At 74.4% G+C, this 14,965-nt stretch carries 13 protein-coding genes; 7 read left to right on the plus strand and 6 right to left on the minus strand.

Annotated elements, in window-relative coordinates; genetic code table 11:
- Nucleotides 1-64: 64 nt before the first annotated feature.
- Nucleotides 65-592 (minus strand): GNAT family N-acetyltransferase, encoded by a 528-nt coding sequence (locus tag GA0070620_RS24280; protein ID WP_091594538.1) that lies wholly within the window; start codon nt 590-592, stop codon nt 65-67.
- 438 nt (nt 593-1,030) lie between these two features.
- On the opposite strand from GA0070620_RS24280, the gene GA0070620_RS24285 reads away from it, so the two are divergent.
- The 3 genes from GA0070620_RS24285 to groL all read left to right on the plus strand — a co-directional run bounded on the left by GA0070620_RS24285 (nt 1,031) and on the right by groL (nt 4,509).
- Complete coding sequence (locus GA0070620_RS24285; RefSeq protein WP_091594539.1) at nt 1,031-1,234, plus strand: cold-shock protein; 204 nt, start codon at nt 1,031-1,033, stop codon at nt 1,232-1,234.
- A gap of 142 nt (nt 1,235-1,376) precedes the next feature.
- Nucleotides 1,377-2,609: a hypothetical protein gene (locus GA0070620_RS24290; protein WP_091594542.1), complete on the plus strand. Its 1,233-nt coding sequence runs from the start codon at nt 1,377-1,379 to the stop codon at nt 2,607-2,609.
- Nucleotides 2,610-2,886: 277 nt separating this feature from the next.
- Nucleotides 2,887-4,509 carry a chaperonin GroEL gene (gene groL / locus GA0070620_RS24295; RefSeq protein ID WP_091594544.1) on the plus strand — a complete coding sequence of 541 codons (1,623 nt, stop codon included), beginning with the start codon at nt 2,887-2,889 and terminating at the stop codon, nt 4,507-4,509.
- A gap of 63 nt (nt 4,510-4,572) precedes the next feature.
- On the opposite strand, the gene GA0070620_RS24300 is transcribed toward groL, so the two are convergent.
- The 3 genes from GA0070620_RS24300 to GA0070620_RS24310 form a co-directional block, all read right to left on the minus strand.
- On the minus strand, nt 4,573-4,824 hold the full coding sequence (locus GA0070620_RS24300) for a hypothetical protein (protein WP_231921954.1): 252 nt from the start codon (nt 4,822-4,824) through the stop codon (nt 4,573-4,575).
- 89 nt (nt 4,825-4,913) lie between these two features.
- A complete protein-coding gene (locus GA0070620_RS24305) occupies nt 4,914-5,846 on the minus strand; it encodes a GNAT family N-acetyltransferase (protein WP_091594545.1) in 933 nt (310 codons plus the stop codon).
- Nucleotides 5,847-5,986: 140 nt separating this feature from the next.
- Nucleotides 5,987-8,569 carry a S8 family serine peptidase gene (locus GA0070620_RS24310; protein WP_091599312.1) on the minus strand — a complete coding sequence of 861 codons (2,583 nt, stop codon included), beginning with the start codon at nt 8,567-8,569 and terminating at the stop codon, nt 5,987-5,989.
- Nucleotides 8,570-8,594: 25 nt separating this feature from the next.
- Here GA0070620_RS24310 and GA0070620_RS24315 point away from each other — a divergent pair, with 25 nt between their 5' ends.
- Nucleotides 8,595-10,460, plus strand: a complete 1,866-nt coding sequence (locus GA0070620_RS24315) for a glycerol-3-phosphate dehydrogenase/oxidase (RefSeq protein WP_091594547.1) — start codon at nt 8,595-8,597, stop codon at nt 10,458-10,460.
- Nucleotides 10,461-10,589: 129 nt separating this feature from the next.
- Nucleotides 10,590-11,099, plus strand: a complete 510-nt coding sequence (locus tag GA0070620_RS24320; protein ID WP_231921955.1) for a hypothetical protein — start codon at nt 10,590-10,592, stop codon at nt 11,097-11,099.
- A gap of 2 nt (nt 11,100-11,101) precedes the next feature.
- Here GA0070620_RS24320 and GA0070620_RS24325 read toward each other — a convergent pair whose 3' ends face one another.
- Nucleotides 11,102-12,502, minus strand: a complete 1,401-nt coding sequence (locus GA0070620_RS24325) for an FAD-binding oxidoreductase (RefSeq protein ID WP_091594551.1) — start codon at nt 12,500-12,502, stop codon at nt 11,102-11,104.
- Between GA0070620_RS24325 and GA0070620_RS24330 the strand changes: the two genes are divergently transcribed.
- Nucleotides 12,501-12,896 (plus strand): DUF4031 domain-containing protein, encoded by a 396-nt coding sequence (locus GA0070620_RS24330; protein ID WP_331713209.1) that lies wholly within the window; start codon nt 12,501-12,503, stop codon nt 12,894-12,896. The two genes, GA0070620_RS24325 and GA0070620_RS24330, sit on opposite strands and share 2 nt — an antisense overlap.
- 71 nt (nt 12,897-12,967) lie before the next feature.
- Here GA0070620_RS24330 and GA0070620_RS24335 read toward each other — a convergent pair whose 3' ends face one another.
- Nucleotides 12,968-13,612, minus strand: coding sequence for an HD domain-containing protein (locus tag GA0070620_RS24335; protein WP_091599315.1), 645 nt, complete (start codon nt 13,610-13,612; stop codon nt 12,968-12,970).
- Between the two features lie 113 nt (nt 13,613-13,725).
- Between GA0070620_RS24335 and GA0070620_RS24340 the strand changes: the two genes are divergently transcribed.
- Nucleotides 13,726-14,961 carry an FUSC family protein gene (locus GA0070620_RS24340; RefSeq protein WP_231921956.1) on the plus strand — a complete coding sequence of 412 codons (1,236 nt, stop codon included), beginning with the start codon at nt 13,726-13,728 and terminating at the stop codon, nt 14,959-14,961.
- Nucleotides 14,962-14,965: the final 4 nt, after the last annotated feature.

Consider the following 14,965-nt stretch of genomic DNA (forward strand, 5'->3'; position numbering starts at 1 on the left):
CCGCCGCCCCGCCGCCCCGCCGCGCGGCCGGCGGGCGGCGGGCGGCGGGTGGCCGGGCGGGCACTCAGGCCGGGCGGCGCATCTGTAGCTCGGTCAGCGCGGGGACGGTCGGGTGCGGCACCCGCACGCCGGTGTCTACGAAACCCAGCCGCTGGTAGGCGCGGTAGGCCCGGTCGTTGCCGACGACGACCTCCATCATCAGCTCCGGTCGCCCGCACGCCCGGGACCAGGCGGCCACCGCGTCGACCAGTTCGCCCAGCAGCCCGCCGCCGCGCCAGGCGGGGGTGATGTAGACGGCGTAGATGACGGTGAGGCCCGGCTCGCTCGGGGTGACCGTGCCCCCGGCGTGCCCGACCAGCCGACCGCCGGGGTCGGCGACGAACTGCGCCGTGTCCGAGCCCTGCGAGGTGTACGCGACCCGGGCCGCGTACTCGGCGTGCGGTCGGGCCGCCGCGTCGGCGAGGGTCTCCAGGAAGGCCAGCGGCGCGTCGGCGAGCATCTCCAACCGCAGCGCCCGCATCCGCGCGGCGTCGGCGGGCCGGACCCGACGGATCTCGGCCTGCTGGGGGCGTGGGCCCGGGGCGGTCGTCATGCCCGCATGCGTACCACAGCGCCCGGCGGTGGCTCCGGCCGCGCCCGGCCACCTCGGGCCCGGCCGACCCGCGGACCGGCTCGGCCGGCGTCGGCCATTCCCGGCCGGTCCCGTGCGGGCAGTCGATCGGCCGTTGCCTCGACATCCTGATCCGGTGTCCGCGCGCCTGGTTCCGTCCGGTCCGCTCTCACCGGCGGCAATCATCGACATGAATTGGACGCATCGACGACCCACCTGAGCGCGGCCGTCCGGAACGACGTCGAGGCGTACCCGAATATGCCCGATTTGTGGTCGTGCGCGGTCGTCACGCCTCGTGTAGCGTGCGATTTCGGTCACCGGAATTCAGCGGCCGTCGCCGATCGCTGGGCCGGTGGGTCCGGGGTGCCGGCGTGCCGGCAACCCGGTTGTGAAGCGCCGCGCAGAGTGAGGAAGTGCACCGTGGCACAGGGCACCGTGAAGTGGTTCAACGCCGAAAAGGGCTACGGCTTCATCGCCGTCGACGGCGGGCAGGATGTCTTCGTCCACTTCTCCGCGATCGAGATGGACGGCTACAAGGCGTTGGACGACGGCCAGCGGGTCGAGTTCGAGATCGCCCAGGGCCAGAAGGGCCCGCAGGCCGAGCGCGTGCGCGTCATCGGCTGACGGCATCATCGGCCGGTCGACCCGACGCGGGTCCGACCGGTGTCAGCGCCGGTCGCCTTCGGGCAGGCCGGACGGGGCTGCGCCGCAGGGCGGTCAGCCGGGAAGATCGTGGGCCGTACCCAGCTGTCGCTGAGGAGGGTTCATGTCCGACCAGCCACCCCCGGCTGCCCCGCCCCCGGGTCCGTCCGACCCGTCCGGTGCCCAGCCTCCGTCGGACCCGACGGCGCCGCACGGCGGCCAGCCGCGCTGGGACCCGGCCGCGCCGCAGGGCCAGGCCGGCCCGCAGCCGGGCTGGGACCCGGCCGCGCCGCAAGGTCAGGCGGGCTGGGGCCCGAACGCCCCGCAGGGCTGGGGTCCACCGCCCGGCGTGTCGCCGGCCGGATACCCGGTCGGCGCCGGTTATCCGCCGGGCATCGGCTACCCGCCAGGTGCCGGTTATCCGCCGCCGGGTGGTTACCCGCCCGGTGGCCCCTACGGTGGCCAGCACTGGTATCCGGGAATGTCGTTGCCGGGCTGGGCTCCGCCGGGCCTCGACCCGGCCGACCTGCTCGTCACCCCGCCCGGCCTCGGGCTGAGTGGGTGGCTCGACCGGTGCCTGGGCGCGGTCCGGCGCGGCTGGCGGATTCTGCTGCCCATCCTGCTGCTCACCCAGGTGTTGCCCGCGGCGGCGCTGTCGGTGCTCTCCTACGGGATCGACCCGAGCGCCGAGTGGGAGACCTCGACCGGCGGTGACCCGGCCGCGCTGCCCGACAACTTCGTCAGCGATCTCGCCACCGTGCTCCTGGTGCTGGTCGGCGGAAGCCTGGTGCTCGGGTTCGTGCAGGGCGTCGGTTGGGCGGCCGGCACCTGGGTGGTCACCCGCCAGGCCGCCGGCGAGCCCGTCGGCCTGGGCGCCGCGCTGCGGTACGGCCTGCGCCGGGCCCTCGGCCTCTGGGGCTGGACCCTGCTGATCGCCGTTCTCGTCGGCCTCGGTTTCTGCTTCTGCGTTCTCCCGGGCGTCTACCTGGCGTTCGCGCTCAGCATGGCCGGGCCGGTCTACCTGTACGAGCGGGACAACCCCATCGGCCGCTCGTTCCGGATGTTCCACGACCGGCTGGGAATGCTGCTGGGCCGGTTGGCGCTGTTGTTCGGCGCGGTGATCGTGTTCAGCGTCGTCGTCTCGGTGCTGGAGGGCGTCGGCACCGCCCCGTTCGGCACGGACCCGTTCGCCGCCGCCGGCTCGGCGGCGGGTGTCGTGGCCGTGATCGCGGTCACCTCGACGCTGGCCCTGCCGGCTCATCTCGCGCAGCTCGTGGGGCTGGTGGTGACGTACGCCGAGCAACGGGGGCAGGAGGCGCCGGTGAACAGCGCCCGCCTGGCCGCGGAACTCGGTTGAGCGGGGCGGTCGTGCTTGCACTCGGCATGTGAGAGTGCTAAACAAGTCATTGGCACTCGCACCCCGTGAGTGCCAGAGGTCGGGGCGGTGGGGCCGCGGCCGTGCCGGCGGGGCTGACCCCGCGGGCAGGGCGCGTGGCCGGTCGTCGCGGGCTATCCGGCCCGGCCGAGGAGACGTCGTCGCCGCCAGGAGGCGACGTCCCTAGGTGCGTACACCAGGCGGCCCATCCGGGACACACACTCGGGTGGCCCGTGAGTGTCCAGGAGGACAACGCCGTATGGCCAAGATGATCGCGTTCGACGAAGAGGCGCGCCGCGGCCTCGAGCGGGGCATGAACCAGCTCGCTGACGCCGTCAAGGTGACCCTCGGCCCCAAGGGCCGCAACGTCGTGCTCGAGAAGAAGTGGGGTGCCCCCACCATCACCAACGATGGTGTGAGCATCGCCAAGGAGATCGAGCTCGAGGACCCCTACGAGAAGATCGGCGCCGAGCTGGTCAAGGAGGTCGCCAAGAAGACCGACGACGTGGCCGGTGACGGCACGACGACGGCGACCGTCCTGGCCCAGGCCCTGGTCCGCGAGGGCCTGCGCAACGTGGCCGCCGGCGCCAACCCGATGGCCCTGAAGCGGGGCATCGAGGCGGCCGTGGCCAGCGTCTCGGAGGAGCTGCTGAAGCTCGCCAAGGACGTGGAGACCAAGGAGCAGATCGCCTCCACCGCCTCCATCTCGGCTGGTGACACCAGCGTCGGCGAGATCATCGCCGAGGCGATGGACAAGGTCGGCAAGGAAGGCGTCATCACCGTCGAGGAGAGCAACACCTTCGGCCTGGAGCTCGAGCTCACCGAGGGCATGCGCTTCGACAAGGGCTACATCTCCGCGTACTTCATGACCGACCCGGAGCGTATGGAGGCCGTCTTCGACGACCCGTACATCCTGATCGTCAACAGCAAGATCTCGTCGGTGAAGGACCTGCTCCCGATCCTCGAGAAGGTCATGCAGTCGGGCAAGCCGCTGCTGATCATTGCCGAGGACCTGGAGGGCGAGGCCCTGGCCACCCTGGTGGTCAACAAGGTCCGGGGCACCTTCAAGTCGGTCGCCGTCAAGGCGCCGGGCTTCGGTGACCGCCGCAAGGCCATGCTCACCGACATCGCCATCCTCACCGGTGGTCAGGTCATCAGCGAGGAGGTCGGCCTCAAGCTCGACGCCGCCGGCCTCGACATGCTGGGCCACGCCCGCAAGGTCGTGGTGACCAAGGACGAGACCACCATCGTCGACGGTGCCGGTGACGCCGAGCAGATCCAGGGTCGGGTCAACCAGATCCGGGCCGAGATCGAGAAGAGCGACTCCGACTACGACCGCGAGAAGCTGCAGGAGCGGCTGGCCAAGCTGGCCGGCGGTGTTGCGGTGATCAAGGTCGGCGCGGCCACCGAGGTCGAGCTGAAGGAGCGCAAGCACCGCATCGAGGACGCCGTCCGCAACGCGAAGGCCGCCGTCGAGGAGGGCATCGTCCCGGGTGGTGGCGTCGCGCTGGTGCAGGCCGGCAAGACCGCCTTCGACAAGCTGGACCTGGTCGGCGACGAGGCGACCGGCGCGCAGATCGTCAAGATCGCGCTGGACGCCCCGCTGCGGCAGATCGCCGTCAACGCCGGCCTCGAGGGCGGCGTCGTGGTGGAGAAGGTTCGCAACCTCGAGGCCGGCCACGGCCTCAACGCCGCCAACGGCGAGTACGTCGACCTGCTGGCCGCGGGCATCATCGACCCGGCCAAGGTGACCCGCTCGGCGCTGCAGAACGCGTCGTCGATCGCGGCGCTGTTCCTCACCACCGAGGCCGTCGTCGCGGACAAGCCGGAGAAGACCCCGGCCGCCCCGGCTGGCCCGGGTGGCGGGGACATGGACTTCTGAGTCCAGTTCCGACCGGGAACGGGGCGGGCCGCTGATGCGGCCCGCCCCGTTCGTCGTTACCGGTCAGGTCGGCAGCGAACGCTGGTTGCGCCGCTTCAGCGCCCGGTCGTACGGGGCGCGGAGCTGGATCGGCGCGTCCACCATCTCGACCGGCTCCTCGGCCGCGTGGTCGCCACTGTCGGTCATCTCGGCCAGCTGCTCGGCGTCGCCGTAGTCGAGCCGGTCGATGGGCAGGTGGCCGGGCAGATCACCGATCGGCGGCGTCCAGGCGACGGGCCCGATCTCCTCGGCGTGTTCGTCGTCCGTGGTGGTCATGGCTGCCTCCTCTAACGAAACGGTAGGGGGCGTCGATGACCGGTACGGCCGAACGGCGTTATCGGATCTATGCGGCTTTTGCCCGTTAGCTACCGGTCCAGTGCCCGGCGGTAGAGGAAGAACACCCGCTCGATGCGGGCGCCCGCGCTGAGCGAATAGAACGGCACCGGCCCCACCCACCCGATCTGCGCCGACGTGAGCCCGGCGTCGTGCTGGTCACGCAGGCAGCGGCGCAGCAGGACGCCGCCGATCCCCGAGCCCTCGGCCGCCGGGGCGGTGCCCATCGGCCCGAACCAGCTGGGCCGCGAGGACCCGTACGCGGCGAAGCCCAGCACCGCCCCATCCCGCTCCGCCAGGTGGCAGCCGGCCCCCGGCCGTCCGACCGACTCCGTCAACTCCGCGTCCCAGCTGCCGCCGAAGGTGCTCCGCGCGAACTCCGCCAACGCGGGCACATCGGCCGGCTCCGCCCGGCGTACGGTCACGCCCTGGCCGGCCAACCGCTGCTCCGCGGCCTCCGTCGACCGCAGCGCGGGCGAGCCGGCGTACGACAGGTCGGCGGTCATGTTCCAGGCGGTCCGGTCCTGCCGGTAGCCGAGCGCCAGGGCGGCGCAGACCGCCGGGGTGTACCGGACGTCGATGCCCGGCCAGGCGTAGTACGGCGGGTTGCCCGCCAGCAGCACCTCGGTCACGCCCCGGTCGCCGAGCCGGCGCTCCGCCCCGCGGATCAGCGCCCGGCCGACGCCCCGGCGGCGGTGCGCCGGTGCCACCGCGACCAGGTCGACGTGCCCGAGACCGGGCTCGCCCGCCGCCATCGACCCGATCAGCACCCCCACCAGTTCGCCCTCCCGGTACGCGCCCAGCGCGACCACGGGTCGGGCGGCGGTCGCCCGGGCCCAGAGGGTGTCCACGACGACCGCCGCCTCGGCGGCGTCCTCGGGCAGGTCGAGCGCCTCGGCGCAGAGCCGGGCCACGGCGGGCGCCAGATCGGCGGTGAGGTCGTCGACGGTGATCTCCGCGTCCATGGTGGCCGACCCTAGATCACCGGCACCGGACCGCGTAAGACCCGCCGCCCGCACCCGGTCCGGGAGCAGCCGGGCTCGCCCAGCGCGCCGCCCGGACCGGCGCACCCGGCCATGGGCGTCGACCCGGCCGGGCCGTCCGCTCAGCCGGCCGCCCGGGCCGCGCGCACGGCCGCGTACGCGTCGACCAGGCCGGCTCCGGTGATGTTCGCGTCCCCGCCGCACGTGTCGGCGGGGTTCCGGGAGCGGTAGGTGGGCTTGGCCGGGGTAGCGGTCTCCCGCAGCAGTTGCCGGGTCCGGGGGAGGTCACCGACGAGCGCCGGGTTGGCCGACCACATCAGCGCCACCACGCCGGCGACCTGCGGCGTCGCCATGGAGGTGCCGTCGAGGGTGGCGTATCCGCCGCCGGGCATGGCGGAGCGGACCTCGACGCCCGGAGCCAGGACGTCCGGCTTGGCGCCCCCGGCCACCGGACCCCGGGAGGAGAAGTCCGCCACCCGGCCCCGGTTGTCGACCGCGCCGACGGTCAGCACGTCCGGGTACGGCGCGGGCGGATCGTCGATCGAGGCGCACCAGGGGCCGGTGTTGCCGGCTGCGGCGACCACGAAGATGCCGGCCGCGTCGAGCGCGGCGGTGGCCGGTCGCAGCGCTCCCGCGTCGCAGCCCTCGATCCCGGGGCAGCCCCAGGAGTTGGTGAGGACGTCCGGTGCGCGCGCGGGCCGCCCGTCGGTGAACGGGTCGCCGCCGGCCGGGAACGGCGCCAGCATGAACTGGAGGCAGTCGAGGTAGTGCCCCGGGCTGCCGAGGTTGCGGTCGAGGTTGACGCAGCCCACCCACTGGGCGCCCGGTGCCACCCCGATGCCGTCACGGCCGACCGCGCTGCCCACCGTGTGCGTGCCGTGCCCGCCCTCGTCGGTGGGGGTGCGGGTGCCGTCCCACGGGTCGTACCACGAGTCGTCGCCGCCCCGGAAACCACCGGCGAGGGCCGGGTGCCGACCGTCGACGCCGGAGTCCGAGCTGCCGACCACGACGCCGGCCCCGGTCACTCCCAGATCGGCCCAGACCCGGTCCGCGCCGATCTGTCGGATGTTCCACTCCGGGCCGGTCGGCGCGGGGTCGGTGCCCCGGGTGATGCCGGCCGGCGCGGGTAGTGGACGCAGGCGCTGGCTGACCAGCACCCGGCCGACCTCGGGTCGACGGGCGAGCCAGGCACGCACGGCCGGGCCGCCGTCCACCTCGATCGCGTTGACCAGGTAGTACGGCGTCGGGTTCAGGCGCAGCCGGGTCAGGTTCCGGCGCAGGTCGGCCTGGCTCCGGTCGGCGGTGGCGACGAGCCGGCGGTAGACCTCGGCCGTCCGGGCGTCCCGGCCGGCCCGCCCCGGCGCGGCGGCCGGCAGCCCCGTCAGGTCGGCCTGTTCGCGCAGCACCACGAAGAGCCGCTCGCCGTGCAGCCCCGGCTGCCCGGGGCCGAGGTCCACCCCGGCGAGCGCGACGAGCAGGACCGCGGCGGTGACCGCCGCGGTCCGGCGGCTCGGGGCGCGGGCCCCCGGACGGGCGAGCAGCACCCCGTACGCGACGGCGAGCAGCAGCGCGACGGCGAGCCCCGCGCCGGCGGCGGCCGCCACCCAGAACGGCACGTCCCGGGTGCCGACGAGGAGCAGGCTGATCTCCTCCGGGTCGGTGAAGGCCAACGGACCGAACGCCGCGAGCCCGACCAGCCACCGGGTCGCGCCGACCCCGGTCGACCCCCGGGGGTCGTCGACCGGCGGGGTACCGGCCGACCGTCGACGGGCGGCGGCCTGGAGGGCGGCCAGCGCGAAGCCGGCCGGTGGCAGCGTGAGCAGGGCGGGCAGTTGGGCGCCGGACTGGCCGGTGCCGGCACCGAGCAGCAGCAGCGCCACCCCGGCGACGAGGCCACCGACCAGCACCAACCGGGCCGGTCGGGGCGGGTCGCCGGCCGCGAACCGGGACCAGAACCGGCCGTCGAGCAGGGCACCGGCCAGCGCGCCGAGCGCGGCGGCGGCCAGGGCGGCGAGGACGGTCTCCAGCAGCCCACCCAGTGCGCCCAGCCAGGCCCACGGCAGCAGCAACGCCAACCCGCCCGCGATCCCGAGCACGGTGACCGGGTCCGGCCGCCGGCCGGCCGGTGTCGCGTCCGAGGAGGGCGCGACACCGGCCCGCGGTGGGGTCGCCCCCGGCGCGGCGGCGCCGGCCTCCGGCGGGGTCACGCCCGGCGCGGCGCCGGTCTCCGAAGGGAGCGCGGCGCCCGCCCCCGGTCGGAGTGCCCGTCGCCGGTCGAGGCGGCCCAGCACCAGCGCGGCCACGGCCGCGGTGGCGGCCATCCCGGCGAGGTAGGCCTCGTGGTGCACCGGCGGGACGGCCCGGAGCAGCCCGAGGCCGCCGAGCACCACGACGCCGGCCAGCCAGGCGCGACCGGTCGCCCGGACGGCGGCGGAGCGGGGCAGCAGCGCCAGCAGCAGTGCGGGCGTGCCGACCAGCAGCAGGGTCGGCACGCTCAGCAGCGGCCAGAGCCAGCCGATCCGGTCGCGCCCGATGCTGAGCAGCACCTGATCGGTGAGCCAGCCGCCGAGCTGGGTCGCCGTGACGACGCCCACGGTCCAGCAGCCCGCGAGCACGGCCGCCACGACCGGCCACGGGCTGCTCCGCGGCGTCGCCGGGGCGTACGGGAAGGGCTGACCAGCGGGGAACGGGGGGCCCAGCGCCATGCCCAGACAGTACGGGCCGGGCGGCATGGTTCGCGGACGTGGTCTTGACGGTTACCGTGGACGGGTGCGCGACCCCAACGTCTCCCGATCCGTCGCCGGCCGGCTGTCGCCCGAACGCCGCGCCACCGACCTGCGCAGACTCCGTGCCGAACGCTTCGACGTGCTGGTCATCGGCGGTGGCGTGACCGGTGCGGGCGCGGCCCTGGACGCGGCCTCCCGAGGGCTCAAGGTGGCCCTGGTCGAGGCGCGGGACTTCGCGGCCGGCACCTCCAGCCGGTCCAGCAAGTTGATCCACGGCGGGTTGCGCTACCTGGAGCAGTTGGAGTTCCACCTGGTCCACGAGGCGCTCACCGAGCGGGGGCTGCTGGCCACCCGGCTGGCGCCGCACCTCGTCCGGCCGGTGCCGTTCCTGGTGCCGCTCCCGGCCGGTCGGGGCCTGCGCGACCTGCCGGCCCGGATCCTCCGCCGCTCCTACTACGGCACCGGCGTGGCGGCGTACGACGTCTTCGCCGGCATCTTCGGCACCGGTCGGGGCATGCCGCTGCACCGGCACCTGACGCGGGAGGCGACCCGACGGGTCTTCCCCAGCCTGCGCGCCGACGCGGTGGCCGGTGCGATCCGCTACTACGACGGGCAGGTCGACGACGCCCGGCTGGTGGTGACCCTGGCCCGCACGGCGGCGAGCCTCGGCGCGACCGTGGTGAGCAGCGCGCGGGCGGTGGGGCTGATCCGGCAGGCCCGCGAGGTGACCGGCGTCCGGGTTCGTGACCTGGAGGCGCCGGCCGGTTCGCCGGACGCCGAGTTCGAGGTACGCGCCCGCACGGTGATCGCCGCCACCGGCGTGTGGACCGACGACATGTCGCGGATGCTCAACGACGTGGGGCTGCGCCCCGGGCTGCGGGTACGGGCGTCGAAGGGCGTGCACCTGGTGGTGCCGCGGTCGGCCATCACCGGGGAGACCGGCCTGATCCTGCGTACCGCGACGTCGGTGCTGTTCGTCATCCCGTGGGGCGGCCACTGGATCATCGGCACCACGGACACCGACTGGCACCTGGACCGGTCCCACCCGGCCGCGTCCGCCCGCGACATCGACTACCTGCTCAAGCAGGTCAACACGGTGCTGGACCGGCCGCTCACCACCGCCGACATCGAGGGCGTCTACGCGGGCCTGCGCCCCCTGCTGGCCGGCGAGGCGGACTCCACGTCGAAGCTCTCCCGCGAGCACGCGGTCATCGAGCCGATGCTCGGGCTGCTGCTGGTGGCCGGTGGCAAGTACACGACGTACCGGGTGATGGCCACCGACGTGGTGGACCGGGCGGCCCGGCGGCTCGGGGGCGTACGCGCGTCCCGCACCGCCGACCTGCCGCTGCTGGGCGCGGACGGCTACGCCGCGATGTGGCGGGACCGGGCCGACCTGGCCCGGCGGCACGGTGTCCCGGTCGGGGTGGTCGAGCACCTGCTGGAGCGCTACGGCACCCTCACCCTGGACGTGCTCGCCCTGATCGACGCCGACCCGCTGCTCGCGTCGCCGCTGGCCGGCGCACCCGAGTACCTGGCCGCCGAGGTCACGTACGCGGCCCGGGCGGAGGGCGCGCTGCACCTGGAGGACGTGCTCACCCGGCGTACCCGGATCTCGATCGAGACCACGCACCGGGGGCTGGAGTCGGCGGAGCACACGGCCGAGCTGATGGGCGCCGTCCTCGGCTGGGACGCCGCCCGGCGGGCCCGCGAGGTCGAGCACTACCGGGCGCGGGTCGAGGCGGAGCGGCAGTCGCAGCGGATGCCGGACGACGTCGCGGCGGATGCGGCCCGGCTCGGCGCCCCGGACGTACGCGGCTACGCGGCCGACCGGGGCGGCGACGGCGACCCGGCGACGCTGCCCTCGACCTGATCCCGCCGGTGTGTGACGGGGCGGCGGGGGCGCGGGGAGAACCACCATAAGCTACCGAGGTGTAGGGGTACCGTCCGTTACCTACGGTCCTGTAGGTTCCGGCGAGTGGTGCGCCGTTCCCGTTCGCGTTTGATCGTCCCCTTCCTCGGTGCGGTGCTGGTCACCGCCCTGGCGGGGTGCTCCCTGGTACGCGCGGAGTCGGCCGACGACCCGGCACCCGCTCAGAACGGCGCGGCCGCCGGGCTGCCCGCCCCGGAGGTGCCGACCACGGTGAGTGAGGGTCAGGTGGCCCTGCTCCAGAAGCTCGGCGCGGACGGCCCGCTGCGGACCCTGCGGGTCGAGCCGGACGGCACCTGGAAGTGCATCGACTGCGCCGGCGACGGCGTGACCTCGGCCGGCGCCCTCAACCCGGAGCAGACGAGCCGCCTCCAGCAGATGCTCGCCGACCCGCGGCTCGCCAAGGAGACCGACGAGGCCCGCAAGTACCGGGCTACCTGCATCGACGCCCTGACCTCCAGCCTGCTTACGGCCGCCGGCCTGACCACCTGGCAGGACTGTCCCGGTGAGGAGCGCCCACCGACGGCCGGCGAGATCCTGCTGCTGCTCACCCAGGCCACCCCGGCCGAGCTCGAGGGCTGACCTCAGAGGACCTTTCCGGGGTTCAGCAGCCCGGCCGGGTCCAGCGCGGCCTTGACGGCCTGGTGGACGCGTACGCCGACCGGCCCGATCTCCTGGGCGAGCCAGTCCCGCTTGAGCAGGCCCACCCCGTGCTCCCCGGTGCAGGTGCCGCCGAGCGCCAGCCCCAGGCGCATGATGTCGTCGAAGGCCCGCCGGCCGCGTTCCAGGCTGTCCGGGTCCGCCCGGTCCACCACGATGTTGGGGTGCATGTTGCCGTCGCCGGCGTGCCCCACCACCCCGATCGGCACGTCGCACTCCACCGCGATCCGTGACACCCCGTCGAGCAGGGCGGCGAGCGCGCCCCGGGGCACCGCCACGTCGTCGAGGATCAGCCCGCCGTTGCCACCCGGGTACGCGTCGGCGGCGAACTTCTCCATCGCCGGGTGGGCCAGGCGGCGCGCCTGCAACAGTGCCGCCGCCTCGACCGCGTCGGTGGCCGCGTACACCTCGTCGGCGCCCGCCGCCTCGCAGACCTGGGCCAGCGCGGCCAGGTCGTCGGCGGCCCGGGGGCCGGTGTCGGCGGCGGCCAGCAGCAGGGCCTGGGCGTCGGTCCGCAGTCCCATCGGCTGGTACGCCTCGATGGCCCGCAGGTGGGTCTGGTCGAGCAGTTCGAGCAGGCTGGGGCTGAGTCCGCGCGCGGCGATCTCGGCCACCGCCGTGCCGGCCGCCGCGGTGGACGGGAAGACCGCCACGAGGGTGAGCGACTCGGCCGGCGCGGGACGCAGCGACACGGTCACCTCGGTGATCACCCCGAGGGTGCCCTCGGAGCCGACGAAGAGCCGGGTCAGGTCGTAGCCGGCCACACCCTTGGCGGTCCGCCGGCCGGTGCGCAGCACCTCGCCGGAGGCGAGCACCACCTCCAGGCCGAGCACGTACTCGGTGGTGACCCCGTACTTGACGCAGCACATGCCGCCCGCGTTGGTGGACACGTTGCCGCCGATGGTGGAGGACTCCCAGGAGCCCGGGTCCGGGGGATACCAGAGCCCCTGCTTCGCCACCGCCGCGGCCAGGGTGGCGTTCACCACCCCCGGCTGGACGACCGCGATGCGGCTGACCGGGTCGATCTCCCGGATCTCGTCCATCGCCACCGTGCTCAGCACGATCGCGCCGTCCACCGCGTTCGCGGCGCCGGTCAGGCCCGTTCGGGCTCCCTGCGGCACCACGGGTACGCCGTGCCGGGCCGCCGCCCGTACCACCGCGACGACCTGCTCGGTGGTGCGTGGCCGGGTCACCACCAGCGGGGTTCCGGCGGCGCAGAGGTCGGCTTCGTCGCGCTCGTGCATCCGGAGCAGGTCCGGGTCGGTCAGCACGGCGCTCTCGCCGAGGGCGGCACGCAGGTCGTCGAGCAGGGGGGAACCGGCCATGGTGCAGAGGCTAGGTCGCCGGCCGTCGATCCTCAACATGATCGACAACCGGCGGGCTAGGTTTGTGGTCATGCTCTACCTGGATCGGCCCGCCTGGCCGTCCCGGGGCCGACTCTGGTCCCACCTGATCAGCGACGTCTCGTACGCCGAACTGCACGCCTTCGCGGAGGCGCTCGGCGCCCCCCGGCGCGGCTTCGACCGGGACCACTACGACATTCCGGCGGAACGGTTCGCGATGGCCGTCTGGCTGGGCGCCCGCGTGGTGCCCAGCCGTGAGCTGGTACGCCTGCTCCGCGGGGCCGACCTCCGCCGCCCGAAACATCTGTTCCGCCCCGCGCCACCACCCCTCACCCCGGTCGATCATGCAGTTGTGGTGCCTGGAGTGACCAGCTAGGCCCCATTCGTCCCCCACCACAACTGCATGATCGCCGGGAGCCGGAGTAGCGCCGAGAGCCGGGGCGGGGGTTATGGGGTGGGGGTCAGGGTGGTGAGCTCTCTGGTCAGGTTGGCGCGGGCGGCGGTCTCCCACCGGCGGGCCAGCGGCGGAAGGCGGAACAGGGCGGGCAGGGCGAGCAGCCCGACGAGCACCCGTGCCCGGCCGGCGCGGAAGTCCGGCTCCGGCACGTGCGAGTACTCCCGCCGCACCGCGGCCGCGTAGCGGTCGTACACCGGTGGCGGCGCGGCCAGCACGGCGAGGTCGGCGTCGCAGAGCAGCGCGCCGTCGACGTCGCCCGGCGCGACGGCGTGCCCGGCGGTGAGCAGCACCAGCCGGCGGACCTCGGCCACCGCGTCGGCCGGCACCCCGAGCCCGGTGAGCAGCAGCCCCGCCAGGTCGGCGCTGTCCCGCTCGTTGGCGTCGCCGGCCGCCCGCGGGTCGTAGACGGCGTCGTGGCACCAGGCGGCCAGCCGGACGAGGTCCGGGCGACCGGCCGACCCGGCGTACGCGTCGACGACGTCGAGCACGGAGGTCAGATGCTCGACCGTGTGGTAGTGCCGGTGCGGCTCCCGCCACCGGTCCAGCATCTGCTGCCCGGCGTCGGTCAGCCCGGCCACGTCGGTGGCGCCGGCCGCCCGGGCCGCCGCCCGCCACCGGTCGAGGAGGTCGGTCACCCGGAAAGTGTGCCGCACCGCCGCGGAGTGTCGGGTAACCGCAGGATTCACGCGGCCCGGCGTGGGTAGTACCGGCCATGGCCGAGGCTCGGGGGAGCAGACGACAGTCACTCATGCAGCGGGTCGGCCTGGGCGAGACGCTGACCGACATCGACAGCGCCCGGATCGCGGAGGCGATGGAGGAGCTTCGCCACCGGGGCAAGGCGACCTTCCACGACCGGCTGCACCGGGTGCGGATGGCGGGCGGCCTGGCGGTGCAGGCCGGCCTCGCGGCCGCGCTCTCCTATCTGGTGTCGCACCGGCTGCTCGGGAACCCGCAGCCGGTGTTCGCGCCGATCTCGGCGGTCGGCACCCTGGCGGCCTCGGTCGGCCAGCGGTTCCGCCGCACCGTGGAGCTGATCGTCGGGGTGGCGATCGGGGTGGCGATCGGCGACGGGATCATCTACGTGCTGGACACCGGGGCCTGGCAACTGGGCCTGGTGGTGACGGTGGCCATCCTGTCGACGATCTTCGCCGGGGCGAGCGTCGCGATCGTCATCCAGGCGGCGGCCACGGCGGTGCTGATCGTGACCCTGAGCCCGTCCACGCAGAACCTGGAGATACCGCGGTTCGTCGACGCCTTCGTCGGCGGTGGGGTCGCGCTCCTGGTGACCGCGATCCTGCTGCCACTGAACCCGCGACGGGTGATCAACCGGGCCGCCCGGCCGGCGCTCGACCTGCTCGCCTCCCAGCTCGACCTGGCCGCCGACGGGCTGCGCCGACGGGACCGCACCGCCACCCAGCGGGCCCTCGACCGGCTCCGCAACAACAAGCAGGAGCTGGCCACCCTCGGTGAGGCGATCGAGGGGGCCAAGGAGACCGCGATTCTCTCGCCGGCCCGCTGGCACCGCCGCGACGAGCTGACCCACTACGCGGAGGCGGCCGATCCGATCGACCGGGCGATGCGGAACAGCGGCACCCTCATCCGCCGGTCGGTCACCCTCATCGAGGACGAGGAGCCGGTCCCGGATCCGATGCCGGACGCGATCGAGCACCTGGCCGAGTCGGTCCGCCTGATGAAGCACGAGTTCGCCGTCGGCGAGGAGCCGCAGAAGGCCCGCGAGCGGTCACTCCGCGCGGTCAGCGAGGCCGGCCGGGCGTACGCCCAGGGGGTCGGCTTCTCCGGCAGTGTGGTGATCGCCCAGGTGCGTACGACGGCGAGCGATCTCCTGGTCGCGACCGGTATCGAGCAGGAGGAGGCCAACCGGCTCGTCCGGAACTCCTTCGGCGACCAGGAGGGGCCGCAGGGCACCGGGCCCGAACCGGACGGGGGCGGGCCGAAGGCGCCGGTCGCCCCGCCCATCGGCTGAGCCC

This window comes from Micromonospora krabiensis, from assembly GCF_900091425.1.
GTDB lineage: Bacteria > Actinomycetota > Actinomycetes > Mycobacteriales > Micromonosporaceae > Micromonospora > Micromonospora krabiensis.